Source organism: Collinsella sp. SGI.178 (genome assembly GCF_050313495.1).
Lineage (GTDB): Bacteria > Actinomycetota > Coriobacteriia > Coriobacteriales > Coriobacteriaceae > Collinsella.
The window spans coordinates 1-22,616 of sequence record NZ_JBNPLM010000009.1 but is presented as its reverse complement, the minus strand read 5'-3'; the positions used below and the strand labels follow the sequence as shown (position 1 = coordinate 22,616).

General features: G+C 60.1%; 18 protein-coding genes and 2 tRNA genes. 16 read left to right on the top strand and 4 right to left on the bottom strand.

Annotation, left to right across the window (positions count from 1 at the left end; translation table 11 throughout):
* Positions 1-12 precede the first annotated feature (12 nt).
* A complete protein-coding gene (gene typA / locus ACQRAQ_RS04135; protein WP_427794030.1) occupies positions 13-1,851 on the top strand; it encodes a translational GTPase TypA in 1,839 nt (612 codons plus the stop codon).
* A gap of 104 nt (positions 1,852-1,955) precedes the next feature.
* Here typA and ACQRAQ_RS04130 read toward each other — a convergent pair whose 3' ends face one another.
* The 4 genes from ACQRAQ_RS04130 to ACQRAQ_RS04115 form a co-directional block, all read right to left on the bottom strand.
* The gene (locus tag ACQRAQ_RS04130) at positions 1,956-3,101 is read right to left on the bottom strand and encodes a polymer-forming cytoskeletal protein (protein ID WP_427794029.1); all 1,146 of its coding nucleotides are present in this window, start codon (positions 3,099-3,101) and stop codon (positions 1,956-1,958) included.
* 184 nt (positions 3,102-3,285) lie between these two features.
* The gene (locus ACQRAQ_RS04125) at positions 3,286-3,975 is read right to left on the bottom strand and encodes a trimeric intracellular cation channel family protein (protein ID WP_427794028.1); all 690 of its coding nucleotides are present in this window, start codon (positions 3,973-3,975) and stop codon (positions 3,286-3,288) included.
* Between the two features lie 297 nt (positions 3,976-4,272).
* Positions 4,273-4,363, bottom strand: a tRNA-Ser gene (locus ACQRAQ_RS04120).
* A gap of 48 nt (positions 4,364-4,411) precedes the next feature.
* A tRNA-Ser gene (locus ACQRAQ_RS04115) sits at positions 4,412-4,502 on the bottom strand.
* 493 nt (positions 4,503-4,995) lie between these two features.
* On the opposite strand from ACQRAQ_RS04115, the gene rpsF reads away from it, so the two are divergent.
* From rpsF to ACQRAQ_RS04040, 15 genes are all read left to right on the top strand, one after another.
* Entirely contained in the window at positions 4,996-5,289 is a 294-nt protein-coding gene (gene rpsF / locus ACQRAQ_RS04110; RefSeq protein ID WP_006235831.1) for a 30S ribosomal protein S6, read from the top strand.
* 48 nt (positions 5,290-5,337) lie between these two features.
* Positions 5,338-5,790 (top strand): single-stranded DNA-binding protein, encoded by a 453-nt coding sequence (locus tag ACQRAQ_RS04105; protein WP_006235830.1) that lies wholly within the window; start codon positions 5,338-5,340, stop codon positions 5,788-5,790.
* Between the two features lie 72 nt (positions 5,791-5,862).
* Positions 5,863-6,129 (top strand): 30S ribosomal protein S18, encoded by a 267-nt coding sequence (gene rpsR / locus ACQRAQ_RS04100; RefSeq protein WP_006235829.1) that lies wholly within the window; start codon positions 5,863-5,865, stop codon positions 6,127-6,129.
* 15 nt (positions 6,130-6,144) lie between these two features.
* Entirely contained in the window at positions 6,145-6,684 is a 540-nt protein-coding gene (gene rplI, locus ACQRAQ_RS04095) for a 50S ribosomal protein L9 (RefSeq protein WP_427794027.1), read from the top strand.
* Between the two features lie 218 nt (positions 6,685-6,902).
* Positions 6,903-8,300 (top strand): replicative DNA helicase, encoded by a 1,398-nt coding sequence (gene dnaB, locus ACQRAQ_RS04090; RefSeq protein ID WP_427718155.1) that lies wholly within the window; start codon positions 6,903-6,905, stop codon positions 8,298-8,300.
* A gap of 92 nt (positions 8,301-8,392) precedes the next feature.
* Positions 8,393-9,679 carry an adenylosuccinate synthase gene (locus tag ACQRAQ_RS04085; RefSeq protein WP_427794026.1) on the top strand — a complete coding sequence of 429 codons (1,287 nt, stop codon included), beginning with the start codon at positions 8,393-8,395 and terminating at the stop codon, positions 9,677-9,679.
* A gap of 120 nt (positions 9,680-9,799) precedes the next feature.
* A complete protein-coding gene (purD, locus tag ACQRAQ_RS04080; protein WP_427794025.1) occupies positions 9,800-11,104 on the top strand; it encodes a phosphoribosylamine--glycine ligase in 1,305 nt (434 codons plus the stop codon).
* A 21-nt stretch (positions 11,105-11,125) separates the two neighbouring features.
* Positions 11,126-11,821 carry an NUDIX domain-containing protein gene (locus tag ACQRAQ_RS04075; protein WP_427794024.1) on the top strand — a complete coding sequence of 232 codons (696 nt, stop codon included), beginning with the start codon at positions 11,126-11,128 and terminating at the stop codon, positions 11,819-11,821.
* Positions 11,822-11,903: 82 nt separating this feature from the next.
* On the top strand, positions 11,904-13,673 hold the full coding sequence (locus ACQRAQ_RS04070; protein WP_427794023.1) for an ABC transporter ATP-binding protein: 1,770 nt from the start codon (positions 11,904-11,906) through the stop codon (positions 13,671-13,673).
* Between the two features lie 19 nt (positions 13,674-13,692).
* Positions 13,693-14,658: a hypothetical protein gene (locus tag ACQRAQ_RS04065; RefSeq protein WP_154516741.1), complete on the top strand. Its 966-nt coding sequence runs from the start codon at positions 13,693-13,695 to the stop codon at positions 14,656-14,658.
* A gap of 411 nt (positions 14,659-15,069) precedes the next feature.
* Positions 15,070-16,515, top strand: coding sequence for a glutamine-hydrolyzing carbamoyl-phosphate synthase small subunit (gene carA / locus ACQRAQ_RS04060; RefSeq protein WP_427794022.1), 1,446 nt, complete (start codon positions 15,070-15,072; stop codon positions 16,513-16,515).
* A 1-nt stretch (position 16,516) separates the two neighbouring features.
* On the top strand, positions 16,517-19,831 hold the full coding sequence (gene carB / locus ACQRAQ_RS04055; protein ID WP_427794021.1) for a carbamoyl-phosphate synthase large subunit: 3,315 nt from the start codon (positions 16,517-16,519) through the stop codon (positions 19,829-19,831).
* A 583-nt stretch (positions 19,832-20,414) separates the two neighbouring features.
* The gene (gene purE, locus ACQRAQ_RS04050; protein WP_427794020.1) at positions 20,415-20,879 is read left to right on the top strand and encodes a 5-(carboxyamino)imidazole ribonucleotide mutase; all 465 of its coding nucleotides are present in this window, start codon (positions 20,415-20,417) and stop codon (positions 20,877-20,879) included.
* Between the two features lie 354 nt (positions 20,880-21,233).
* Positions 21,234-21,926 carry a class B sortase gene (locus ACQRAQ_RS04045; protein ID WP_427794019.1) on the top strand — a complete coding sequence of 231 codons (693 nt, stop codon included), beginning with the start codon at positions 21,234-21,236 and terminating at the stop codon, positions 21,924-21,926.
* 143 nt (positions 21,927-22,069) lie between these two features.
* Positions 22,070-22,486: a molybdenum cofactor biosynthesis protein MoaE gene (locus tag ACQRAQ_RS04040; RefSeq protein WP_427794018.1), complete on the top strand. Its 417-nt coding sequence runs from the start codon at positions 22,070-22,072 to the stop codon at positions 22,484-22,486.
* Positions 22,487-22,616 lie beyond the last annotated feature (130 nt).

Sequence of the window (22,616 nt, the reverse complement as noted above, 5' to 3'; positions counted from 1 at the left end):
TAGGGGAACTACATGCGCGTAGACAATCTGAGGAACATCGCCATTATCGCCCACGTCGACCACGGTAAGACGACGATGGTCGATAAGCTCCTGCGTGCCACGGACGCCTTCCGTGCCAACCAGCAGGTCGAGGATCGCGTCCTGGACTCCAACGACCAGGAGCGCGAGCGCGGCATCACGATTCTCGCCAAGAACATCTCTATCGAGTACAAGGACGTTAAGATCAACGTCATCGACACCCCGGGCCACGCCGACTTTGGTGGTGAGGTCGAGCGCGTGCTGCGCATGGCCGACGGTGCCCTGTTGCTGGTCGACGCCTTTGAGGGCCCCATGCCCCAGACCCGCTTTGTCCTACGTCACGCCATCGACACCGGCCTTAAGATCATGATCGTCATCAACAAGATCGACCGTCCGGGCGCCAACCCCGAGAAGGCCTACAACGACTGTCTGGACCTTATGGCCGACCTGGGCGCCACCGACGACCAGCTCGAGTTTGCCATGGAGCACGTGGTCTATGCCAGCGCCATGAATGGCTTTGCCCGCCTTGACCCCAACGACGGCAACATGGACATGTACCCGCTGCTCGACATGATCATCGACGACATGCCCGCGCCCGAGGTTGACGAGACCGCGCCGCTCGCTATGCAGTGCGTGACCATCGACCACTCCAACTTTGTCGGCCGCATCGGCATTGGCCGTGTGTACTCCGGCATCATTCGCCAGGGCGATCAGATCCTGGTCGTCAAGAACGACGGTTCCAGCGCCACCGCTACCGTCAAGCAGCTCTTTACCTTCGACTACCTGGGCCGCACCGAGTGCCAGGAAGTCGGCGCCGGCGACATTGCCGCCGTCGTGGGTATCGAGCGCACCGACATCGGCGATGTCTACACTGATCCCGAGAACCCCGTCGAGCTCGAGCCTATCGAGATCGATCCGCCGACCCTGTCCATCGTCTTCGAGGCTTCGACCTCTCCGCTCGTCGGCCGCGATGGCGACATTGTGGGCGCCCGTCAGCTCAAGGAGCGCCTGTTCAATGAGGCCGAGAACAATGTGACCATGAAGATTGAGGAGCTCGAGGACAAGAGTGGCGTCGAGGTCTCGGGCCGCGGCATTCTGCACCTGTCCGTCCTGATGGAGTCCATGCGTCGCGAGGGCTTTGAGTTCCAGGTCGGCCGTCCCCGCGTTCTGTTTAAGAAGGATGAGAACGGCAACAAGATGGAGCCCGTCGAGCAGGCCGTCGTCGAGTGCCCGGACGAGTACTCGGGCAAGGTCGTCGAGGTCTTTGGCACCTCTGGCGGCATTATGACCAGCATGGACACCTCGGGCATCGTGACGCACCTTGAGTTTAAGATCCCGACCCGCGGCATCATGGGCCTTAAGAACCGCATCATGAACGTCACTCACGGCGAGGGCGTGTTCTATCACACCTTCCTGGAGTACGGTCCTTACGCCGGCGAGATCGGCAACCGTCAGAACGGCGCCATGATCTCCATGACCACCGAGAAGGCCGTTGCCTACGCTCTGGGCACGCTGCAGGAGCGCGGCCAGCTGTTTGTTGAGCCGGGTGTCGAGTGCTACGAGGGCATGATCGTGGGTGAGCGCAGCAAGGCCGGCGACATGGTCGTCAACATCGCCCGTACCAAGAACCTGGGCAACCAGCGTTCCTCGACCTCCGATATCTCCGTGCAGCTGGTGCCGCCTCGCACCTTCTCGCTGGAGGAGGCGCTGGAGTACATCGCCGATGACGAACTGGTGGAGATCACCCCCAAGAACATCCGTCTGCGCAAGCGTCTGCTCAACGCCACCGATCGCAAGAAGGCTGCCGTTCGCGCCGGTCAGGTCAACAAATAAGCGCTGAGCTCTGTAGCATTCACAAGAAAGGGCGTCGACCATCGCGGCCGGCGCCCTTTTTGTACCACCACAAAGAGGAAGGACACCTTTGCGGCGGTTCTCGGTTAGGCGGAGGGAAGGCCCGGGGTGTTGGGGGCCTGTTGCGGCTTGACGTGGGCGTTGCGCCAGATGATCTGCATGAGATAGCCCAGCATAAAGACGAAGGCTACGCCGCTGATAAAGTTGCCCATAAGGGGAAGTGCTGTAAGGGCGTCGGCGATGGCGCCGCCCACGGCGGCCATGGCGTAGCGGTTCTGGCTGTGCCCGACCATGCGTGCGACCGCGGTGCCCGCAAAGGCGGCCGAGACCAGGGCGATGCCGATGACGCCGCACATCAGGGCTCCGGCGAGCGACAGGCCGGCAATAGAGATGATGAGCAGCAAGATGGCGGGAACGGCGGCTACCGTGCCCAAAAGACCGCTCACCCACAGCGGGGCGGGGTGCTGGTGAAGCATGCCGGCCGCGCTGGCTGTTGCACGCGGAAAGACGAGCTCAAGGAGAATCGCGACAAAGCAGGTGGAAAGAGCTGCGGCAACGATGCCGCCGATGACGTCGTTGACGGTGGAGGTGTCCTCGTTCTCGGTGCGGTCGATCTTGAGGGCTCCCACTTTGGCGCCGTCGGCGCGTTCGGGGTCCTGTGAGACATGAGCGTTTACGGTACCGGTGATGTTGGCGTTTTTGCCGAGCACCAGCTTGTCGGCCCAGACCTCAACATCGCCATCGACAGTGCCGTCGATGGTTACCGTACTGCCCGCGAGCGCTGCCGACTTGGCGGAGCCGCGCAGGGCAACCGTCTCACCTGCGGCATAGAAGCAATTGGCGGTACTGCCGGAGTTAAGTACGACGTGCTGAGCGGCAACTGTCACGCTTCCATCAATGGTGGTCTTGGCGATATCGATGGTGCGCGCCGCCAGGCGAACGGCGCCGCCTACGGTGCAGTCGCGAATCGACAGGCTTTCGCCGGCGGCGATGACATCGCGGTCGATGGACGCGTCGTCCAGGCTAAGGCTTTGACCGGCCCAGTACAGATCGCCCCCGACGCCGGATGGACTGGAATCCCCGTCAGACACGAAAACATTGCCCGCGGTGTCGGTACCGGCGAATGCCATGGAAGGAAGTGCGGTAAACGCCAGCGCGATAAGCGCGAAGGCCATAATGAGGTGTCCGCGCATGTTGTGACGTTGCGCCGCCGCGGGTTGGTTATGAGGCATGGTGAATCCTTTGCTTGGTGATTTGCATACACCCAATAGGGTACCCATTGCGCCTTCGCTCTAAAAGAAACTCGCGGTTGCAGTATTCTGCATGGGCAATTGCCTACGTAAGGTGTCGCGGGATATCGGGCTTGCGGCCGGTTGTAGACAGGCTGTCACCTTGCGATGGGCCGGGCCGTGCTATCTATTTTTTACGATGTAGGAAACGTGCGATGTCTTCCTCGGTGGGGCTTTTGATGTCAAAGCGCAGCGAGAGCCAGCGAAGGCCCATGGTCACTGCGACGCAAACGACCAGCGCGACGACATTGCTGACTAAGCCGCTCATGACAAGGCAAACATAGCTTGCCGATCCAGCGATAGCCGCGATGGCATAGAAGTTGGTGCGCTGGAAAATACCCGGCACCACGCCCATAAAACCATCGCGCAGCATGCCGCCGCCTACCGCGGTAAAAAAGCCCATCATGATGCACACGACCGGTGCAAATCCGTACACGAGCGCCTTATCTGCGCCGGTTGCCGCATAAATACCCACCGAGATGATGTCGAGCAGGGGGATGAGCTTGTCGGGCTTGTCGACGATGGCAGGGAAGATGTAGATGATGGCCGCCGTGGCGATGGACAGCGGCAGCGCCATGGGCTGGTTAAGGATGTAGACGTTGCCCACCTGGAGCGTCATATCGCGCAAAAGACCGCCGCCCAGACCGCAGACCACGGCGAGCGCGACGGCGCCCACCAGATCGAGTTTGTGCTCGCGCGCAACCAGTACACCCGAAATCGACGCCGCGACGACAGCGAACATCTCGAGCCAAAACGGGATGGCAACCATGGCATCCGAGGCGTGTGCGGTAACGATTACAGTGGCGATGACGGGCAAGGTGGGTTCCTTTGGGTAGTTGGATTGGAAAATGCCCGTACATAGTACATGGTTGTGGGAGGTCGTGACCCCATTGCTCGGTAAACGGTCGGAACTGGGCGCGGTCACAGGTTCCAAACATGTACATCAGCATCCAAAAACGACATTTTTTGACATCTTTGGAGGGTGATGTACATGTTTGGAGATCTGGGTTGGTGTTGAACGCCCTGGCGGGTTCGAACCCCTCCTCCGCCGTATTTGTTTGTAAGGGACTCAAAACAAAAAAGCTCCCTTTGTTGGGAGCTTTCTCAACCAAAATGGCGGAGGAGGAGGGATTCGAACCCTCGTGACCTTATACAGGCCAAACGGTTTTCGAGACCGCCGCATTCAACCACTCTGCCACCCCTCCGCGTGGGGTAAAAACAAAGCAGGCACAAAGGCCTGCTTTGGAATTAACTGGCGGAGAGTCAGGGATTTGAACCCTGGAGACGCTTTTGACGCCTACACGATTTCCAATCGTGCTCCTTCGGCCACTCGGACAACTCTCCGTTAAATGCGAAAGTCAGTATACACGAGGAATCGCAAAGTGCAAACCAAAAACTTGGCATTTTTTAAATTGCATCGCTCCGTCGTTTGCCCAACCGTGCCGAAACCAATCGATGACCTGCGTAATCTGACCAGACGAACTGTTCAAATGAGGTAGTTACGGACGGTCGGGAATCAAGTTTAATAATTCAAAATGTCGCGTTGTACCGCTGGTATGCATTTTGCGACCGCAGCCGTGCTGCGAGCGACTTGCGGTTATCTGGCAGAAAGTCGGTATGTACCCGCCCTTGTCCTCAAATCCGTCAAGCTCTTGGACAGCATTTGGTTGGAATATGCAAGAAAGGCCGTGCGAGTATGGACATATGTGGAGGTCATGAGGTTGTAGCTGCATATTCTTGCAGCCTGGGAGGTTGAAAGATACTATTACCAAGTCTTTTCCTGCTTCAGGCGCACCTTCACGACCTGAAGCCACATTTGTCCAGAGGAGGTGACAATATGAAGGCTTATGAACTGCTGTTCTTTGTTGACCCGTCGCTCGACCCCGAGACTCGTCTCGCTGTTATGAAGCGTATCGATACCACGATCGCTGAGGGCGCTGGCAAGGTCGACTCCGTTGACGAGTGGGGCAAGCGCAAGCTCGCCTACGAGATCAACGACCTCACCGATGGTGACTACACCCTCATCAACTTCCACGCAGATCCTACCCAGATCGCCGAGCTTGATCGCGTCCTGCGCATCACCGACGCTGTGGTCCGCCACATGATCGTCCGTCGCGACGACCAGGAGTAAGACTGTCGTTTTGGACTGGGCTTGTGCCCCAAGAGGAAGTAGTGAGTAATGAGCATCAATCGAGTGAACATCACCGGTAACCTCACCCGCGATCCCGAGCTGCGCGCCACTGCCGGCGGAACCCAGGTTCTGTCCTTTGGCGTCGCCGTGAACGATCGCCGCCGCAATGCGCAGACTGGCGAGTGGGAGGACTATCCCAACTTTGTCGACTGCACTATGTTCGGCACCCGCGCCGAGGCCGTGAGCCGTTTCCTGGCAAAGGGAAACAAGGTCGCGATCGAGGGCAAGCTGCGCTACAGCTCTTGGGAGCGCGACGGTCAGCGCAGGAGCAAGCTTGAGGTCATCGTCGATGAGATCGAGTTTATGAGCTCCCGTGGTGGCCAGGGTGGCTACGATCAGGGCGGTTACGCCCCCGCAGCTCCCGCGCCCGCAGCACGTCCTGCCGCACCGGTGGCTACGCCGCCCGCGGTCGACGTCTACGATGAGGACATCCCGTTTTAAGGGTTGTTCACCTATTTTTGAGTGAGAGGCGGCTTCGGTTCGCCGAAGTTGCCAAATGAAAGGTATTTTGACATGGCTAATGATTTTTCTGCACGTCAGCCGCGTCGTAAGTACTGCCAGTTCTGCAAGGAGAACACTGAGTTCATCGACTATAAGGACACTCAGCTTCTCCGTAAGTACATGACCGACCGTGGCAAGATCAAGCCCCGTCGCGTCACTGGCGCTTGCACGCAGCATCAGCATGACATCGCCAACGCCATCAAGCGTGCCCGCGAGATGGCTCTCCTGCCGTACACCGTCCCCGTGGTTTCCTCCCGTGGCAACCGCGACCGCGGCTAAGAAGGGAGACGCATCATGAAGGTTATTCTTCTCGATGAGATCAAGGGCAAGGGCGGCGAGGGTGACGTCGTAGAGGTCGCTCAGGGTTACGCTGAGAACTTCCTGTTCCCCAAGAAGCTCGCTGTTGCCGCCACCAAGGGCAACCTCAAGCAGCTTGACGAGCGTCGCAACAACATCGCCAAGCGTGAGGCCGTCCGTCTGGCTACCGCCAACGAGACCAAGGCTGCCCTCGAGGGCAAGCGGGTCACCGTCGACGTCAAGGTCGGCGACGAGGGCATCCTCTTTGGCTCCGTCACCGCCGCTATGATCGCTGACGCCATCAAGGATCAGCTCGGTATGGACATCGACCGCAAGCGCGTCGAGCTCGGTAAGCCCATCAAGGTTGCCGGTGCCCACACCGTTGCCATCTCGCTGTACCGCGAGATCAAGGCCGAGGTTGTCGTTCTCGTCGGCGTTACCGCCGAGGAGCTCGCTGCCGAGGCTGAGGTCGAGGAGGCCGCTGAGGTCGCCGAGGCCGAGACCGCCGAGGTCGAGACCGAGGCTGCTGCCGAGTAGCATTTGCTGCAACGCAACAATCTTGTTCTAAGAAGGGCGCTCTGGGAGACCGGGGCGCCCTTTTATTTTTTGCGCTGAGTGGGCGTCACGTCATACATGGAGATGTAGTCCCACATAAGGGACCGTTCATCCGTTTGGTTCGGTGATGATTGTTAAGGCGCGCCTCGATTTAAAGCTGTGGCTGATACTATGGATGCTCGAAAGCGATATGAATGAGGATGCTCATGGCATATGACGATAGGGAGACATGGCTGACGGTCGAGGACCGCGGATCCAAGTTGGGTCTCCCCCAAAACCAAGATGCAGAGGCCAACGTACTGGCCGCCATGCTGCTATCGCCCGAAGTGGTCGAAGAAGCCCAGGTCGAGCTGCAGCCCGATGATTTCTACCGGCCCATTCATAAGACCATCTATACCGCGATGGTCGATATGTACAACAGTCGCATCCCCATCGACTCCATCTCGCTGATCGATTACCTGCGAAGCATCAACAAGCTCGATGCCGTGGGCGGCGAGGCGTACATTTTGGAGCTGATGGGTCAGACCCTGTCGCTCGTCAACTGGCAGCACCATGCCGCCATCGTTCGTCGCGACTCGATGCTGCGTGAGCTGATTGGCGCCACCAACGAGATTAACGCGCTGGCCTATAACGCCCCCACCGATACCAAAGAGGTCGTTGAGCTGGCCGAGAGCAAGCTGCTCAAGGTTACGGCGCGCGAGGTTAAGTCAAGCTACAAGACACTGACCGAGTTTATGGTCGAGGCCTATAACGAGGCCGAGGAAGTGTGCCAGGCCGGTGGCCAGGCAGCGGGCGTTCCCACGGGCTTCCCGTCACTCGACCGCATGCTTATGGGCTTCCGCGAGGGCCAGCTCATCATTATCGGCGCCCGCCCCGCCGTGGGTAAGACCTCGTTCGCTCTAAACCTGGCGCTCAATGCCGCCGCTGCGGGCTACACCGTCGGCTTTTTCTCGCTGGAGATGTCGGGCAAGGAAATTGCCCAGCGCCTGATTTGCGCCTATGCCATGATTTCGATCAGTGATTTTCGCATGGGTCGCATTAGCCCCGAGCAGTGGGCCAATATCAACGAGGCCACGCAGACCTTGTCCAAGCTCGATATTCTGATTGACGATACGCCCGGCACCACGGTGACCGAGATTCGCGCCAAGAGCCGCCGCATGCTCCACAACAAGGAGAAGGCCATCATTATCTTGGACTACCTGCAGCTGGTGAGTCCTCCGCCGGGACGCCGTTCCGAGAGCCGCACCGTCGAGGTCTCCGAGATGTCTCGTGGCTTAAAGATTATGGCCAAGGAACTCAAGATTCCGCTGATCGCGCTGTCTCAGCTGTCGCGTCAGGTCGAATCCCGTACCGGCAAGCGCCCGCAGCTTTCCGACCTGCGCGAATCGGGCTCCATCGAGCAGGACGCCGATATCGTCATGTTCCTGGACCGTTCCGCCGACGAGGCCGAGGCCTCGCGCGACGACCGACCCGACGAGGGCGTCACGCGTATTGTCGTGGCCAAGAACCGTTCGGGTCCGATCGGCGACGTCGACCTGATGTTCCTGCCGGCATCTACCAAGTTCTATGAGCTTGATGGGGTGCATACCGAGGAGTAGGACAGGCGCCCGTTGCACGGGTATACTGGGAATGTTTTGTGCTTCTGCCCGCCGTGTGGCGCGCAGACAGTCCATGTATGTAAGGAGTAAACATGCCGTCAACCGTTTTGGTCGGTGCCCAGTGGGGCGATGAGGGCAAGGGTAAGATCTGCGACCTGATCGCCGGCGACTTCGATGCCGTCGTGCGCTATTCGGGCGGCAACAACGCCGGCCACACCATCGTTGTCAACGGCAAGAAGTACGGCCTGCACCAGGTGCCCTCCGGCATCATGTACGCCGACCACGTGTCGGTGATTGGCAACGGCTGCGTCGTCAACCCCAAGGTTGTCCTTGAGGAGATCGACATGTTCGAGGCCGATGGCATCACCACCAAGAACCTCAAGATCAGCGGCAACGCACACGTGATCATGCCGTATCACGTCGACCTGGACGGCGCCTTTGAGCAGAAGCTCGGCAAGAAGAGCATCGGTACCACCAAGCGCGGCATTGGCCCGTGCTATCAGGACAAGATGGCTCGTATTGGTCTTCGTATGCAGGACATGCTGGACGAGGAGCTCTTCCGCGACAAGCTGGAAACCGCTCTTGCCCGCGTGAATCCCGAGCTCGAGCTGCTTTACGGCCTGCCCACCTACACCGTGGACCAGATCTGTGAAGAGTACCTGCCCATGGCCGAGCGCCTGCGCCCGTACATCACCGAGACGAGCCTGCTGCTCAACAACATGATCGATGAGGGCAAGACCCTGCTCTTTGAGGGCGCCCAGGCAACATTGCTCGATATCGACCATGGCACCTATCCGTTTGTCACATCTTCTAACTGCACCGCCGGCGGCGCGATCACCGGTTCTGGTGTTGGCATGAAAAACGTCGATCGCGTGCTGGGCGTCATGAAGGCCTACGTCACCCGCGTCGGTGCGGGCCCCATGCCCACCGAGCTTTCCTACGAGTCCGAGGCCGGCCATACGCTGACCGAGGAGGGCTATGAGTACGGCGTGACCACCGGTCGCCGTCGTCGCTGCGGCTGGTTTGACGGTCCCATCGCCAACTACGCCTCGCGCGTCAACGGTCTTACCGACATCGCCCTGACCAAGCTCGACGTGCTTTCGGTCTTCGACACCATTAAGGTGTGCGTGGCCTATGACGTCGACGGCGAGCGCTACACCAGCGTGCCCGAGCACCAGGTGCGCTTTGAGCATGCCAAGCCCATCTACGAGGAGCTTCCCGGCTGGAAGTGCGATATTACCGGCTGCCGCAGCTTTGAGGAGCTGCCGCAGGAGGCTCAGGACTACGTGGCATTTGTCGAGGATCTGGCGCACACGCGCGTGACGTTTGTCGGTGTTGGCGCCGGCCGCGAGCAGATCATCAACCGATTCTGGAAGTAATCGGCGTTATTTGGTTATTGCGATATACCCCTTCGCAGCCCGGACGGGCGGCCGAGGGGTATATTTGCTTGTAATGGGCCCGCATGGTTGACGGGCCGTTAATCCATAGAGGAGGCACCCTTGAAGGCGGACACTCAAACCATCGACATCCTGTTGTTGGGCAGCGGCGGCCGCGAGCATGCTTTGGCAGCCAAGCTCGCGGCATCACCGCGCGCCGGCAAGCTCTACATCGCCCCGGGCAACGGCGGCACCGCGAGCTGCGGCGAGAACGTGGTTCTCGACGATTGCGATCCTGCTGCCGTGGCGGCGTTTGCACAGAGCCACGGATGCGGACTCGTGGTGATTGGCCCCGAGGCTCCGCTCGTGGCGGGCGTGGCCGACGCCGTGCGCGCGGTGGGTATTCCCTGCTTTGGCCCGGGTGCCGAAGGCGCTCAGATGGAGGGCTCTAAGCTGTTCTCCAAGCAGCTCATGGAGCGCGCGGGCATTCCGACGGCCGCCTACGGCTCGTTTACCGACGAGGCTTCGGCTCTCGCCTATGTGCGCGAGCAGGGCGCTCCGCTGGTCGTGAAGGCCGACGGTCTTGCCGCGGGCAAGGGCGTTATTGTGGCAACCGAGCTTTCGCAGGCCGAAGAGGCCGTGCGCGAGTGCTTTGGCGGCACCTTTGGCGACGCCGGCAACACCGTGGTTATCGAGGAGATGCTCGTTGGCCCCGAGTGCTCGCTGCTGGCCTTTACCGACGGCAAGACCGTGCGCCCCATGGCCACCTCGCAGGACCACAAGCGCGCGCTTGAGGGTGACCTTGGTCCCAACACGGGCGGCATGGGCGTCTACAGCCCGGTGCCCATCGTGACCGACGAGGAGCACGCCACCATGGTGAAGGTCATGGAGCAGACCGTGGCCGAGCTCGCCGCCGAGGGCATCGATTACCGTGGCTGCCTGTACGGCGGCTTTATGCTTACCCCCGCCGGCCCCAAGGTGCTGGAGTTTAACGCCCGCTTTGGCGACCCCGAGACGCAGGTCGTGCTGCCGCGCCTTAAGAACGACCTGGTCGAGGTCATGCTTGCCTGCGCTAACTGCGAGCTCGACCAGATTGAGCTCGATTGGCGTGACGAGTGGGCGGTGGCCGTTGTCCTGACGAGCGCGGGTTATCCCGGCAGCTACGAGAAGGGCAAGGTCATCACCGGCATCGAGGATGCCGAGGCCATGGAGAACGTGACCGTGTATCACGCCGGCACCGCCGTGGTGGACGGCCAGCTCGTGACCATCGGCGGCCGTGTGCTCGCCGTGACCGCGCTGGGCGACACGTTTGAGAACGCTCGCAACCTTGCCTACGAGGCTTGCGAGAAGATCGATTTTGAGGGCAAGACCCTGCGTCACGACATTGGCCTGCGCGCGCTGCGCGGCCGCGACGCCTGGGATGCCTAAAATCCGAGAGGAATGAGACGGATGGACGAGAAGAACGAAGAGCTCGTGGACGCGCAGATCGTCGAAGAGGACAGCCAAATGTATGGGCACGCCGAGGGCGAGCCTGGTGGCGAGGTCGCTGACGAGCCGGCGCTGGTGCTGGGCGACGACGACCCGCACGATGCCGAGCTGCACGAGAAGATTCTTTCGGAGGAGTGCGCCTGGAAGGGCAAGATCCTCGACGTCCACCGTCTTGAGGTTGAGCTGCCCAACGGTCACCGCAGCGCCCGCGATATCGTTCGCCATCCGGGTGCGGCGGCCGTTGTGGCGCTGACCGAGAGCGGCAAGATCGTACTGGTGCGTCAGTACCGCACCGCCATCGACCGCGTGACGGTTGAGATTCCCGCTGGCAAGCTCGACCCAGGCGAGGACCCGCTCGATTGTGCCAGGCGCGAGCTGCATGAGGAGACGGGCTTTAAGGCCGGGCGCATTCGCTTTTTAACGTCTATTGTCACGACCTGCGGTTTTTGCGACGAGATTATTCACATCTACCTGGCCACCAAGCTCGAGTTCGATGCGCCCAACCCCGACGATGACGAGTTTGTCAACGTTGACCTGGTGCCGCTGCACGAGCTGATCGATGCCGTGCTCGACGGCAAGATCGAGGATGCCAAGACCGTCGTGGGCGCGCTCGCCTGCGACAGCATCGCACACCGCCTTGGTGGTTCTGAGCTGTAACGAGTTGGGATAGCCCTGGGACAAGTACTACTGATTGCTTTGTCCCAGGGTCTTACGTTGCTGATATTTCTTTGAGGATCACATGCTGAAGCGTTTTCTGTCTTACTACAAGCCCCAGATGGGGCTTTTTGTTGCCGATACCATTTGCGCCCTGGTGCTCGCCGCCATTGACCTGGCGTTTCCCATTATCCTGCGCAATCTGTGCGGCGGGCTGTTTACCCAGGGCCAGACTGCCATTATGCAGGCGCTCGGTATGATCGCGGTGGGACTGGTACTGATGTATGCCACCCGCTGCGCCTGCCGCTACTTTGTGAGCTATTGGGGCCACGTGATGGGCGCGCGCATGGAGTCCAAGATGCGCGAGGACTTGTTCGATCAGTATGAGCGTTTTAGCTTTGCGTACTTTGATCGCAACAGCTCGGGTGACATGATGAGCCGCGTGGTCAACGACCTGTTCGATATCTGCGAGGCGGCGCACCACGTGCCTGAATGGATCATTATTTGCGGTATCGAGATCATTGGCTCGTTTGTGATTCTGTTTACCATTGCGCCGGTGCTCGCACTCGTCATGGCCGTGGTGACGGCGGTGTTCGCGGTCATTATGTTTTGGCAGAATATGCGCATGCGCGAGGTCTTTAGCGATAACCGCAAAAAGATCAGCGGCATCAATGCGCAGCTGCAGGATTCGCTGGCGGGCATGCGTGTGGTCAAAAGCTTTGCCAATGAGCAGACCGAACGCTCTAAGTTCCGTGCCTCTAACGATCGCTACCTTTCGTCCAAGGAAAACATGTATCACGCCATGGGCGTCTACACCGCGACGTATGGTCTGCTCTCGGGCGTGCTCTATGTGATCGTGGTGCTGCTGGGCGGTTGGCTCGTTGCCCAAGGCCAGCTGCAGGCGGTCGATATGGCAACCTTCGCGCTCTACATTTCGCTGTTCTGCACGCCGCTTGAGACGCTCGTCAATTCGGCCGAGACGTATCAGAAAGCCATCGCCGGCTTTAAGCGCATGGACGAGGTGCTCTCGACTGTCCCCGATATTCAGGATAAGCCGGGTGCTGCGGATCTGCAGGTGACGGCCGGCGCTGTTGAGTATCGCGACGTGTGCTTTAGCTACGAGGATGTCGAGCTGGGCGCGGGCGACGGGACGCGTCCCGTTATCGACCATATGGATCTGTCCATTAAGCCCGGTCAAACCATCGCTTTGGTTGGTCCCTCGGGCGGCGGCAAATCAACGACTTGTTCGCTGTTGCCGCGCTTTTACGACGTTGCCGCCGGCTCCATTAGCATTGACGGCCAGGATGTGCGCGACGTGACGCAGCGTAGCCTGCGCCAATCCATCGGCCTGGTGCAGCAAGATGTCTATCTGTTCGACGGAACGATTGGCGAGAACATCGCCTATGGCAAGCCGGGCGCCACGGCAGAAGAAATCGCCGAGGCGGCCCATCGCGCCAACATCGATGCTTTTATCGAGTCGCTTCCGCAGGGCTATGACACCGTGGTGGGCGAGCGCGGCAGCCGTCTTTCTGGTGGTCAAAAGCAGCGCGTCGCCATCGCGCGCGTGTTTCTCAAAAATCCCAAGATCCTTATTTTGGATGAGGCGACCAGTGCTCTGGATAACGAGAGCGAGGAGGCAGTGCAGGAGTCGCTCGAGCGCTTGGCGCGCGGCCGCACCACGATCATCATCGCTCACCGTCTCTCGACCATTAAGCATGCCGACGAGATTGCGACCGTTGAGCATGGTCGCGTTGTGGAACGTGGCACGCACGAGGAGCTTCTCGCCCGTGGCGGCACTTATGCCCGTTACTATCGAATGCAGTTCGAAGGTGCGCGTGCGCACGAGCTCGACTGATTGATATGACAGGAAGGTTATGGCTGATAAGAACCATCTGACTCCGGAAGAAGTGACGGAGTTATTCTCCGAAATCGATGCATCCGGCGTCTTGGATCCTACACTCGCCAAAAAGCGTACCGAGCGCATGCGCGAGAAAGAGTCTGCCGTCAAACGCGGTGACAAGGCGACACTGGCGCGGCTGCGCAGCGAGGATCGCGCGAGCCAGGCAAAACATATCGACCCGCTGTCCGAGGACGATCCTTCGGGTTCGCAGGTGAGCCATACCATTACGAAAACTGCCATGGCCGTGGTTATCGGCATCCTGGTGCTGATTGTGGGCATGCAGATCGGCTACGGCGTGATGCGACGCCTGAACACCGCGAACCTCTCCGAGAGCGTTTCGGTGGATACCGTCTCGACCGCGCTCAAAGGTGGACTTGAATGGGGCAACGGCTTTACGCAGTTCCCGCTCGATTTTACCGTCGACGAGGCCGACGAGGGTACGGGCACGGTTGAGGTGACGGTGCTGGACACGTCTTCTGCCAATGAACTCGAGTTGCTGTCCAACGGTCAGATTCAGGCGGCGGCGCTCGCAACCAATGCCCTGCTCAACGACAAGATTGACCGTGTGGTGTATAACGTCCACGCCTATATCGACGAGGACAGCAGGATTCAGCATGATTCCTTCTTTGGCATGTTTCCCGCCCAGGGCCACCAGAGTGCCATCATGACGTTCGTCTGGACCAAGAGCTCTTCCAACGCCACCAATATCGACTGGAAGATGCGTATCGTGAGCATGGATGACACCATTGCCGAGCGTATTCAGAAACAGGTGAACTCGGTATCGTCGCTCATCGAGGACCCGGCGGTGAGCCAGACTAAGATTGACGAGGAAAAGGCCGAACGTGACCTGGAGCACCGCCTGCACGGCCGCGAGATTTTCCGTGGCGGCAAGCTTGGCCGCACCCCGTCCGAATTACTTGAGCAGGACAAGCAAAAGTAGTCCGCAGCCACATAGAACGATGACATCCCGCGTGAGCCGCAAGCCCACGCGGGATGATTTTTCTGGGACGGGGATTAAAAAATCATTCTGTCATGTATGCGGTTGGCGAGTAGTCAATTTGGGACGGGGCTATTTTAGCTACCCCGGCTGGTGGCACGACGGTTAGGTTGATTGACGGACGGGGCAGCTAAAATAGCCCCGTCCCAAATTGACTACTCAGCGACAAAGCTCTGCTTTCAGAATGATTTTTTAATCCCCGTCCCAGAAAAATCATTATGCATAAGAAGTCATAATTATCATTTTGTAAACAATTCTATGTAATTAACGCCATACGGCATACTTACGGTTAGAATACCGCGAGGCCTAACTACACACCTTTAAGCCGGTCCCGAGAGACCGGGAAGGAGAACTATGGCGAACAACCATATTGCGGGCGCTGCCGCCCGCACCATCGCGCCCAGCGAACTGTGCCAGCGCATGCTGGCCAAAACCAGCAAGGGTGCTTGCGGTCCCTGCATCCTGTACCTTGAGGATGGGACCATTTTTTATGGCCGTGCATGTGGTGCCGAGGGCACCGCGACCGGCGAAGTCTGCTTCAATACCTCACTCGAGGGTTACTTTGAGGTTATGACCGACCCGAGCTATGCTGGCCAGATCGTTACCATGACCTATCCGCAGATTGGCAACTATGGCATCGACGAGACCGATATCCAGTCCGCCTTCCCCGGCGATGACGTACGCCCTGCGAGTGCTCCCGCCATGCGCGGCATGATCGTGCGCGACATGTGTGCCACGCCTTCTAACTGGCGCTCGGCCGTCAGCGTGCCGGAATACCTGCGCGCACACGGCATCGTCGCTATCGAGGGCGTCGACACCCGAGCCCTGGTGCGCCACCTGCGCGACAATGGCTCCAAGATGGGCATTATCTCGACCGAGGTCCTCGATATCGACGAGCTTGCCGAGCGCTTGGCCTCTGCTCCCACGCTGGTGGGGGAGAACCTGGTCAAGACCGTGAGCTGCCCTGCGCCCTATTCGTTCGCCGGAAGCGATCTGCCTGCCGAGCATGGCTTTGCGCTTGCGGCCCCCGCTCCCGCCCGCCACAACGTGGTCGCGTACGACTGCGGTGTCAAGCGTGGCATCCTGGAGGGTCTGGTCCGTGCTGGCTGCGACCTCACCGTCGTGCCGTGGGATACACCCGCGCGTCAGGTACTCGACATGAATCCCGATGGCGTCTTTTTGTCCAACGGTCCCGGCGACCCCGATGCCGTGGTAGAGACCTACGAGCAGGCGCAGCAGCTGATCGGCAAGGTGCCCGTCTTTGGCATTTGCCTGGGTCACCAGATGATCAGCTTGGCATGCGGTGCCCAGATGGAAAAGCTCAAATTCGGTCACCGTGGCGGTAACCAGCCGGTTATGAACCTGGTCAGCCGCCGCGTGGAAATTACCGCGCAAAACCATGGCTTTGGCCTGCTGTTCCCCAGCTTGGGCAAGCTTGTCCCCGAACTTTCGGGCGGCGAGACCGAGCATGCGGCCGACGGCGATCTGCGCGTCTGGGTGCGCCGTGGTATCGCGCCCGTCGTGATGAACGAGCGCTTTGGCCGCATTCGCCTGACGCACGTGAACCTCAACGACGGCACCGCCGAGGGCATTCAGCTGCTCGACGCCCCGTGCTTCTCGGTCCAGTACCACCCCGAGGCCTCGCCCGGCCCCACCGATGCCCACTATCTCTTTACCGCCTTTACGCGACTCATGGACGGCGAGGAGAACTACCTGGACATCGACACCGCGAAGGACCGCCTGCAGGGCTGGAACTTTGCCGACAATGGTTCCGCCACGACCGAGACCGAGGAGAACTAACATGCCTAAACGTACTGACATCAAGCGCATCCTCGTCATTGGCTCGGGCCCCATCGTCATTGGCCAGGCCTGCGAGTTCGATTACTCCGGCGCCCAGGCCTGCAAGGTGCTCAAGGAGGATGGCTTTGAGGTCATCCTGGTCAACTCCAACCCGGCGACCATCATGACCGACCCGGGCCTGGCTGACCGCACCTATGTCGAGCCCATCACCGCCGAATTTATCGAGCGCGTGATCAAGAAGGAGCGCCCGGACGCGCTGCTGCCCACGCTGGGCGGCCAGACCGGTCTGAACGCCGCCGTCGAGCTGGCAAAGGACGGCACGCTCGACCAGTACGGCGTCGAGATGATCGGCTGCGACCTTGCCGCCATCGAGCGCGGTGAGGACCGCAAGCTCTTTAACGAGGCCATGGCTGAGATCGGCCTGGAGGTCGCGCGCTCGGGCCATGCCTACAGCGTGGCCGACGCCGAGGCCATCGCCGAGCGCGTGGGATATCCCTGCGTGCTGCGCCCGAGCTTTACCCTGGGCGGCGCCGGCGGCGGCATCGCGCACACCCACGAGGAGCTCGTCTCCATCGTGAGCCAGGGCCTTGAGCTTTCGCCCGCCCACGAGGTACTGGTCGAGGAGTCCATCGAGGGTTGGAAAGAGTACGAGATGGAGGTCATGCGCGACCACGCCGGCAACGGCATCATCGTGTGCTCCATCGAGAACCTCGACCCCATGGGCGTGCATACCGGCGACTCCATCACCGTGGCGCCGGCGCAGACCCTCTCCGACCTTGAGTATCAGCGCATGCGTGTCGCCTCGCTCGCCATTCTGGAGAAGATCGGCGTCGAGACCGGTGGCTCCAACGTGCAGTTTGCCGTGAACCCGCAGACCGGTCGCCTGATCGTCATCGAGATGAACCCGCGCGTGAGCCGTTCGTCCGCACTGGCCTCCAAGGCCACGGGCTTCCCCATCGCCAAGGCCGCCGCTCGCCTGGCCGTGGGCTACACGCTCGACGAGATCGTCAACGACATCACCAAAGCCACGCCTGCCTGCTTTGAGCCCACGATCGACTACTGTGTGGTCAAGGTGCCGCGCTTTGCCTTTGAGAAGTTCAAGGGTACCGACCCCACGCTCACAACGCGCATGAAAGCCGTGGGCGAGATCATGGCGATCGGCCGTATCTTTGAGGAGGCCTTTGGCAAGGCCATGCGCTCGCTGGAGGACGGACATCAGGGCATTTGCGCTGGTGGCAAGGAAGGTGCCGATAAGCTGAGCGACGACGAGCTCGCTCAGGCCGTGGGCACCCCGACTGAGCACCGCATCTTCTTTGTGGTCGAGGCCCTGCGTCGTGGCTGGGATGTCGCGCGCATCCACGCCATCTGCGGCATCGATCCGTGGTATCTCAACCGTATCAACGATATGGTGCAGGTCCAGGAGAGCATTCGCGGCCTGCGCGTGGAGGACATCGACGCCGACGCGATGTGCCTGCTCAAGCAGTATGGCACGAGCGATGCCGAGATTGCCGCGCTGACCGGCTCGGACGAGCGCTTTGTTCGCGCTTACCGTAAGGGCCTGGGCGTGGTTCCCAGCATGAAGACGGTCGACACCTGCGCTGCTGAGTTCTCGAGTGCCACGGAGTATCACTACAAGACCTACGAAAACATCTACCGCACGAGACCGGTCGCCAAGAAGTGCGTTGCCCCCGACGAGACCACGCCGGCAGATAAGCCCAAGGCGATGATTCTAGGTGCCGGCCCCAACCGTATCGGCCAGGGTATCGAGTTTGACTACTGCTGCGTGCACGCGAGCTATGCGCTGGCGGCCCGTGGCTTCGAGACCATCATGGTCAACTGCAACCCCGAGACCGTCTCGACTGACTACGACACGTCCGATCGTCTGTACTTTGAGCCGCTCACCTACGAGGACGTCATGGACGTTATCGATGTTGAGCGCCCCGACGGCGTCGTGGTGACGCTCGGCGGCCAGACCCCGCTTAAGCTGGCGCGCATGCTCGAGGAGAGCGGCGTGAACATCATGGGTACCAAGCCCGATGCCATCGATTTTGCCGAGGACCGCGAGCGCTTTGCCGCCCTGCTCGATAAGCTGGGCATTATGTACCCGCCGGCGGGTCAGGCCACCTCGTTTGAGGAGGCCGAGGCCGTGGCCGCGCATATCGGCTACCCGCTGCTGGTTCGTCCGAGCTATGTGTTGGGCGGCCGCGGCATGATGATCGCCTACGATGCCGAGCATCTGCACGATTACATGGCCGAGGCTGCTCGCATTAGCCCCGACTACCCGGTGTACCTCGACCGCTTCCTGGAGGGCGCGATCGAGTCCGATGTCGATGCCCTGTGCGACGGCGAGGAGGTCTACATCGGCGGTATTCTGGAGCATATCGAGGAGGCCGGTATCCACTCCGGTGACTCCGCGACTTGCATTCCGCCGTTTAGCTTTAGTGAGAGTCTGCAGGCGAAGCTCCGCGAGACCACGCGCCGCATCGCGATGGCGCTGGGAGTTCGCGGCCTGGTCAATGTGCAGTATGCCATCAAGGGCGAGACCGTCTACGTGATCGAGGCCAACCCGCGTGCCAGCCGTACCGTGCCGTTTATCTCCAAGGCCACCGGCGTGCCGCTGGCCAAGTGCGCGGCGCGCATCATGGCGGGCGATTCCATCGCGAGCCTGGGCCTGCCGAGCGACGAGCGCCAGCTGGACTGCTTCTGCATGAAGGAAGCCGTTATGCCCTGGGGTCGTTTCCCGGGAGCCGACGTTATCCTGGGGCCCGAGATGAAGTCGACGGGCGAGGTCATGGGTGTCGCCAAGAGCTATCCCGAGGCATACGCCAAGACACAGCTGGCGATTGACTACAAACTGCCTGATCCGAGCGCTGGCAAGGTGTTCATTAGCGTGTGCGATCGCGACAAGCGCCATATCCTTTCGGTCGCCCGTATCCTGCGCTATCTGGGCTTTGACATCTGCTCTACCGAGGGTACGGCGCGCGTGCTGCGTGGAGGCAACGTGACGTGCGAGGTCGTGGAAAAGATCAGCGGCCCGCACGACGGCGAACGTCCCAACATCGGTGACCTTATCGCCGATGGCAAGATCGCGGTGATCATCAATACGCCGTACGGCCCGGGCTCGCGCGGCGACGGCTATCTGTTGCGCACCGAGGCGGTGCGCCGCGGCGTGACCTGCGTGACGGCGATGTCTGCCGCCAACACCTACGTGAGCGCTATCGAGGCGGTGCGCGAGGACCAGCAGGGCCACGGCAGCGCCAACGACATGGGCATGGACGTCATCGCCCTGCAGGACCTGCCGCAGTACACGGTGTAATGTGACCTGGTCGGCCGGGGCGGCAGCCGGACACTTTCTCTCGGAAACTGGGCTTCGCGAAGTTTTCCGAGAGAAAGGTCCGCCTCCCGCCCCGGCCTGCGGTGACTCGGTTGCACCGTGTGCTGCAGAAGGGGCTTTGCGCGATGACTGGGGCTGAATAAAATTGAGTGTGGGCGCCGTCGTTCATTCGAACGACGGCGCCCACGTTATGTAGGAGGGACTTTCAGCCTCGTCAACCTCCCATTCCAAACCAAATCAGCCAACGTACGTCATGGCAATATCCGGTAGGTCCCCGGGTGCCCCGCGGCGGGCTGGGTTATTTAGCTGAGCGACTTTGCGAAGCAAGGGAAGCTCATTATTTCAGCCAACGTACGTCATGGCAATTCCCGGTAGGTCGAAGGTGCTCTGCGGCGGCCCGGTGTTTTCATCTGAACGACTTTGCGTAGCAACCGGAGTGAAGATGAAAACACCGGGCCGCCGCAGAGCACCAACAGACCGCAGGGACGGGAGCGGCTATACTACTCTCAGTAGTTAAGGGTCGCGGATTGGCCGCGTCACCGCTCTCAACAGGAGGTCTTTATTTATGGCAGATCAGAAGCCGGTTGTCGGGATCATCATGGGCTCCAAGTCCGATCTGGGCGTTATGGAAGGCTGCACCGCCGAGCTCGAGGCGCTGGGCGTGCCCTATGAGCTCGTGATCGCAAGCGCGCACCGCACGCCGGCGAAGGTTCACGAGTGGGCTTCGACTGCTGCCGATCGCGGTATCAAGGTGATTATCGCCGCCGCCGGCAAGGCCGCTCACTTGGGCGGTGTCGTGGCTGCCTTTACGCCGCTGCCGGTTATCGGTGTTCCTATGAAGACGAGTGACCTGGGCGGCATGGATTCGCTGTTGTCGATGGTGCAAATGCCTTCGGGCGTGCCCGTAGCCTGTGTTGCCATCAACGGCGCCAAGAACGCCGCTATCTACGCCACACAGATTCTGGGCGCTTGCGACCCCGAGTATCGTACGGTCATTGAGAAAATGAAACAGGAGATGGCTGGCGCGTAAGATCGCCACCATTCCTTTTGTGCCATAAGGAGAGTTATGTCCGACTATCAGGGAAAACGTTTTAGGTCCTCTCAAATCCCCGACCCTTCAAAGCCCGCTGACAGTCGTGCGCCTCAGCAGGGTCGGGCATCCTCTCCCCAGCATGCCCGTGCCCCACGCCCCGTGGTGCCGACAGGGCAGCGCCGCCAGCGCCAGAATACGCCTGCCGCATACCGTCCTTCGGCGTATAGCACGGCGAAATCGCCGCAGCGTACTACGCCACCGGCCCATAAGGACTCGGCGGGACATGTCCAACAGCCGCGCAAAAAACGTCGGTCGATTTTCCCTATCTTGCTCATCATTGTCGGAATCGGATTGATTGTTGCCGCAGCGGCTATCTACATCAATGCGCAAATTGGCTACAAACAGGCAAGCGACTCGTATGCAAAGATCGAGAAACAATATGTGAGCGATAAGGATGGCAGCGGCATCCCCGTCGTTGATTTTGATGCCCTTGCGCAGACGAACCCCGAGATTGTCGGCTGGATTTACGTTCCGGATACTACTATCAATTATCCGGTGGTTCAGGCCAACAATAACTCCAAGTACCTCAACACGTTGTTTGACGGTACATCCAACGCTTCCGGTGCAATTTTCCTGGACTGCGACGATACGGCCCCCGGTATGGTGGACCAGCAGACCACGATCTATGGCCATCATATGAACGACGGCTCGATGTTCAACATTATTTCGGACACAACCGACCAGGCAAAGTTCGATAGCATCGAGTATGTGTACTACATTACGCGCGACGGTACGTATAAACTCAAGCCGCTCGTGACCAAGATTGTCGAGGATACGTATAACAAAGCGCGCACACCGAGCTTCGATGGCGAAGACGGTCTAAAGAACTATCTTTCCGAAATGCTGGATGGAGCATCGGCGAAGGCCTATGATGCGAGTGATCGTGCGTCTTCGGCAACCAAGGCCGTAACGCTCATCACCTGCCGCTCACTGTCATTTAGCAATACGCGCGCCGTCATGGTGCTCACACCGGTCGAGGAATAAGTGGTTCGAGAGTAGCTAATTTGGGACGGGGCTCTTTTAGCTACCCCAGTCACCTAACCCAGCAAAATCATTCTGCATGCCCGCGGTAGCTAAAAGAGCCCCGTCCCAAATTAGCTACTCGACGACGGAAAAAAGGGGAAGCGATGCTTGAAAGTGGCAAATTGATGCCTTCGGTCGATGCGTGGCTGCGCGAGGCCAAGGCCGACGCCTCGGCACCGGCGTGCGGTATGTACCTGACGCATAACGGCGTGGTGCGCGCAACGCCCAAGTCTGAGGCCCGTGGTGTCAAGACCGATGGCGTGGCGCCGGGTCATAAAGTAAGCGGCATGGTGTTTGGCTACGACGCCGACAAGGTACGGTCTGCCATCGAAGCGACGCGTGCGATGCCCGGCATCGGCTATGTGCGCGTATGGCTGGCGAGCGGTGAGCTTGCCGTGGGCGATGACATCATGCTTGTACTTATTGGAGGGGATATCCGCCCGCATGTGGTCGATGCGCTGCAGTCGCTCGTTGGCACCATCAAGAACGAGTGCGTGAGCGAGGTCGAGCGCGAGGCGTAAGGCCTCGTCGGCAATCCGAGTCTGTCTATAGCGAAAGCCCGCCGGCAGTTCATGTAGATCTGCCAGCGGGCTTTGATGTGTTGGAGCTATTTTGCTCTGGCGTTTGCTACACGCGTGTGGCGTCCTTGGG

Excerpts from the sequence above, each read along its gene's own strand:
- carB (WP_427794021.1), top strand. The coding sequence starts at position 16,517 with ATGCCTAAACGTACTGACATCAAGCGCATCCTCGTCATTGGCTCGGGC.
- ACQRAQ_RS04085 (WP_427794026.1), top strand. The coding sequence starts at position 8,393 with ATGCCGTCAACCGTTTTGGTCGGTGCCCAGTGGGGCGATGAGGGCAAG.
- ACQRAQ_RS04040 (WP_427794018.1), top strand. The coding sequence starts at position 22,070 with ATGCTTGAAAGTGGCAAATTGATGCCTTCGGTCGATGCGTGGCTGCGC.
- typA (WP_427794030.1), top strand. The coding sequence starts at position 13 with ATGCGCGTAGACAATCTGAGGAACATCGCCATTATCGCCCACGTCGAC.
- ACQRAQ_RS04105 (WP_006235830.1), top strand. The coding sequence starts at position 5,338 with ATGAGCATCAATCGAGTGAACATCACCGGTAACCTCACCCGCGATCCC.
- carA (WP_427794022.1), top strand. The coding sequence starts at position 15,070 with ATGGCGAACAACCATATTGCGGGCGCTGCCGCCCGCACCATCGCGCCC.
- purE (WP_427794020.1), top strand. The coding sequence starts at position 20,415 with ATGGCAGATCAGAAGCCGGTTGTCGGGATCATCATGGGCTCCAAGTCC.
- dnaB (WP_427718155.1), top strand. The coding sequence starts at position 6,903 with ATGCTCATGGCATATGACGATAGGGAGACATGGCTGACGGTCGAGGAC.
- rpsR (WP_006235829.1), top strand. The coding sequence starts at position 5,863 with ATGGCTAATGATTTTTCTGCACGTCAGCCGCGTCGTAAGTACTGCCAG.
- rpsF (WP_006235831.1), top strand. The coding sequence starts at position 4,996 with ATGAAGGCTTATGAACTGCTGTTCTTTGTTGACCCGTCGCTCGACCCC.
- ACQRAQ_RS04130 (WP_427794029.1), bottom strand. The coding sequence starts at position 3,101 with ATGCCTCATAACCAACCCGCGGCGGCGCAACGTCACAACATGCGCGGA.
- ACQRAQ_RS04075 (WP_427794024.1), top strand. The coding sequence starts at position 11,126 with ATGGACGAGAAGAACGAAGAGCTCGTGGACGCGCAGATCGTCGAAGAG.
- rplI (WP_427794027.1), top strand. The coding sequence starts at position 6,145 with ATGAAGGTTATTCTTCTCGATGAGATCAAGGGCAAGGGCGGCGAGGGT.
- ACQRAQ_RS04065 (WP_154516741.1), top strand. The coding sequence starts at position 13,693 with ATGGCTGATAAGAACCATCTGACTCCGGAAGAAGTGACGGAGTTATTC.
- ACQRAQ_RS04070 (WP_427794023.1), top strand. The coding sequence starts at position 11,904 with ATGCTGAAGCGTTTTCTGTCTTACTACAAGCCCCAGATGGGGCTTTTT.